This window comes from Piscicoccus intestinalis NBRC 104926 (assembly GCF_001515525.1).
Classification (GTDB): Bacteria; Actinomycetota; Actinomycetes; order Actinomycetales; family Dermatophilaceae; genus Kineosphaera; species Kineosphaera intestinalis.
In genome coordinates, this window is record NZ_BCNQ01000030.1 from 1 (window position 1) to 2,928 (window position 2,928).

Genomic DNA, 2,928 nt, shown 5'->3' on the forward strand with positions numbered 1-2,928 from the left:
CCTCCTGCTCCAGCTCCTCCGGTTCCGGCTCCACGCCCTCGAGGACCGTCTCGGTCTCGCGCTGCGGCTGGTCGTCGTCGGAGAGGGACTGCGGGTCGGCCTCCGAACCGGCCGGCGCCGGCGACACTTCGGGCGCCTCGGCGGCGAGCTGCTCGGCGGTGGGCTCGACGACGCCCTCCTCATCGAGCCCGCGAATGTCGGGGCTGTCCTGCTGAGACACGGGGTGACCTACTTCCTCAAATGACGGCTTCCGGGGCTGTTCGACGCACCGGAACGGTGTCGCGGGCGATCAGCCCGCGAACACCCAGAACACGAGACGGGTGAACAGCGTGTCGAGCCCGAAGACGAAGAGCATCACGACGGTGACGAAGAAGATGACGACGATCGTGTACGTCGTCAGTTCCTCGCGGGTCGGGCGCACCACCTTGCGCATCTCGTCCAGCACCTGGGTGAGGAACAGCGCGATGGCCGAGAAGAAGCGCCGGAAGACGTTGCCACCGGAGGTGCCTCCGGAGGCCGATCGCGCCCCGCGGCGTGCGGTCCGCTGGTCGCTCACGCGCCCTCTCCCAACCGAGTCGATGGCCTGCGGCCTCCGCGAACCTTCACGAGACCTCGAGGTGGCCTGGCTGGTGGTCGCGGCGTGACTCCTCGTCGACTGACATCTCCACAACTGTGACTACGCAGGGCAGGAGGGACTCGAACCCCCAACCGCCGGTTTTGGAGACCGGTGCTCTACCAATTGAGCCACTGCCCTACGGATGACCGGCGTTGCGGGCGTTGCGCGGCGACCGGGGTGGGTCGCGCAGCGCATGCCGCGGCGCAGCGTCGATGCGTCATCCAGTGGAAGAGCATACGTGACGGGCGGTGGCCAAAGCCAACTCGCATCGCCGGGGCGGGGCCTGGTGTCGGCGTGACGTCGCGCCAGGCCGGCGGTGGCGGCGGGCCGCTCAGAGCGTCATGCGCAGGGCGACGGCGCGCACGGGGGCGCCGTCGGCCGCCTCCAGGCGGATCGGCAGCACGCTGATGAGCGGGTCGGGCCAGTCGATGCGCTCGAGCCCGCAGAGGTTCTCGCCGACCACTCCCCCGGCGGCCGCGACGAGCCGGTGACACGGGTAGCCCTCGCCCGGGTGATCGCCGTCGGGCGTCTCGTCGGGGCTGGGCGCGTCGACGAGGATCGTCGTCACGCCCCGCGCGAGCAGCCGTTCGCACGCTTCTCTGTGCAAGTAGGGGTGGTCGAAGTACCTGTCGGTGCCGTAGTGCTCGGCCCAGCCGGTGCGCAGCACCGCGATCACCCCGGGCGTCAGGTCGGCCTCGTAGGGCGCCAGCGCGTCGGGGCCGATCGCTTCGCGCGGGCGCCGGTCGCGGGCGTCGATGACGACGCCCGGCCCGACGAAGCGTTGCAACGGCAGCTCGTCGATGCGCGCGGCGTCGGCTCGGCAGTGGTACGGCGCGTCGACATGCGTGCCGGACTGGCTCCCGAGGCCCACGTCGAGCACGTTGAAGCCGTCGCGCTCGATCGTCGCGACCGGCCTCAGGCGCACGGGCGGGTCGCCGGGGTAGACCACGGTCTGCGACCCGATCGGGCGGCTGAGATCCACGATCCGCTCGATGCGCATGGCTGCCTCCCTGCCTGGGTCTTTCGACCAGTCAAACGCACCCGGGCGACCCGAGGGTGCGCGGGGGCCGTGCGGGCGGGTGTGACACTGGAGCGATGACGCGACCGGTGCACACGCTTCCCAAGGCCCACCTGCACCTGCACTTCACCGGGTCGATGCGTCTGGCGACGCTGGAGGAGATGGCCGCCTCGCACGGCGTGCGGCTGCCCCGGGCGCTCATCGAGAACTGGCCCCCCGATCTCGGCGACGCCGAGGTCCGCGGCTGGTTTCGGTTTCAGCGGCTCTACGACGCGGCCCGGGCGTGCGTGCGCGGGGAGGCCGACATGCGCCGGATCGTCGACGAGGCCGCCGCCGACGACGCCGCCGAGGGCTCGGGTTGGCTTGAGCTACAGGTGGATCCGACGAGTTACGCGCCGTTCGTCGGGGGCCTCACCCCGGCCCTGGAGATCGTGCTCGACGAGGCCCGGGCCGCGGGCGAACGGCACGGCATCGGCGTCGGCATCGTCGTCGCCGCCAGCCGCACCCGGCACCCGCTCGACGCGCGCACCCTCGCGCGCCTGGCCGCGCACCACGCCGGCGACGGGCCCGGGCAGGTCGTCGGATTCGGGCTGAGCAACGACGAGCGACGCGGCGACACCGCCGACTTCGCGCACGCCTTCCGGATCGCCGCGAACGCCGGGCTGGCCAGCGTGCCGCACGGCGGCGAGCTGCTCGGAGCCGGGCACGTCGAGCAGGTGCTCGACGAGCTGCACCCCGACCGCATCGGTCACGGGGTGCGCAGCGTCGAGAACCCGGCCGTGCTCGAGCACGTCGTCGCCAACGACGTGACGCTCGAGGTGTGCCCCGGCTCGAACGTCGCGCTCGGCGTCTATCACGCGCCGGGCGAGGTGCCGCTGCGCACCCTCGCCGACGCCGGGGCCCGCATCGCACTCGGCGCCGACGACCCGCTGCTGTTTGGCAGCCGCCTCGCCGACCAGTACGAGATCGCCCGCACCGCCCACGGATTCGACGACGAGGCCCTCGCCGGGTTGGCGCGCGGCTCGATCGAGGGCAGCCGCGCCCCGGAGTCGGTGCGGCAGCGCCTGCTCGCCGGTGTCGACCGCTGGTTGGAGACGCCTGAGGCGTCGGACGGCACCGAGGTCACCGAGGGGCGCGCAGCCACCGGGGCTCGGGAGGGGTCCGCCGTGGAGCCGGCGGCGCGCTAGTCGCTCACGCCCGTTCGTCGTCGAGCCAGCGCCCGGCCCGCATGACCCGCGCGACCGTCACGCCGGCGCGGACCCGCTCGGGGGCGTCGCCGTGGCCCGTCGGGGCG

Annotated in this window: 3 protein-coding genes, 1 tRNA gene and 1 pseudogene; 1 reads left to right on the plus strand and 4 read right to left on the minus strand. The window is 73.0% G+C overall.

Annotation, left to right across the window (positions count from 1 at the left end; translation table 11 throughout):
• The 4 genes and pseudogenes from PINTE_RS07120 to PINTE_RS07135 all read right to left on the minus strand — a co-directional run.
• Window positions 1-220, minus strand: a pseudogene (locus tag PINTE_RS07120) (hypothetical protein); the annotation flags it as partial.
• Window positions 221-289: 69 nt separating this feature from the next.
• Window positions 290-556 carry a preprotein translocase subunit SecE gene (secE, locus tag PINTE_RS07125; RefSeq protein WP_068427919.1) on the minus strand — a complete coding sequence of 89 codons (267 nt, stop codon included), beginning with the start codon at window positions 554-556 and terminating at the stop codon, window positions 290-292.
• A 125-nt stretch (window positions 557-681) separates the two neighbouring features.
• A tRNA-Trp gene (locus PINTE_RS07130) sits at window positions 682-754 on the minus strand.
• A gap of 193 nt (window positions 755-947) precedes the next feature.
• Entirely contained in the window at window positions 948-1,616 is a 669-nt protein-coding gene (locus PINTE_RS07135) for a cyclase family protein (RefSeq protein WP_068427922.1), read from the minus strand.
• A 95-nt stretch (window positions 1,617-1,711) separates the two neighbouring features.
• Between PINTE_RS07135 and PINTE_RS07140 the strand changes: the two genes are divergently transcribed.
• Window positions 1,712-2,821, plus strand: a complete 1,110-nt coding sequence (locus PINTE_RS07140; protein WP_084343342.1) for an adenosine deaminase — start codon at window positions 1,712-1,714, stop codon at window positions 2,819-2,821.
• Window positions 2,822-2,928: the final 107 nt, after the last annotated feature.

Coding starts and splice junctions, on each gene's coding strand:
- PINTE_RS07135 (WP_068427922.1), bottom strand. CDS start 1,616: ATGCGCATCGAGCGGATCGTGGATCTCAGCCGCCCGATCGGGTCGCAG.
- PINTE_RS07140 (WP_084343342.1), top strand. CDS start 1,712: ATGACGCGACCGGTGCACACGCTTCCCAAGGCCCACCTGCACCTGCAC.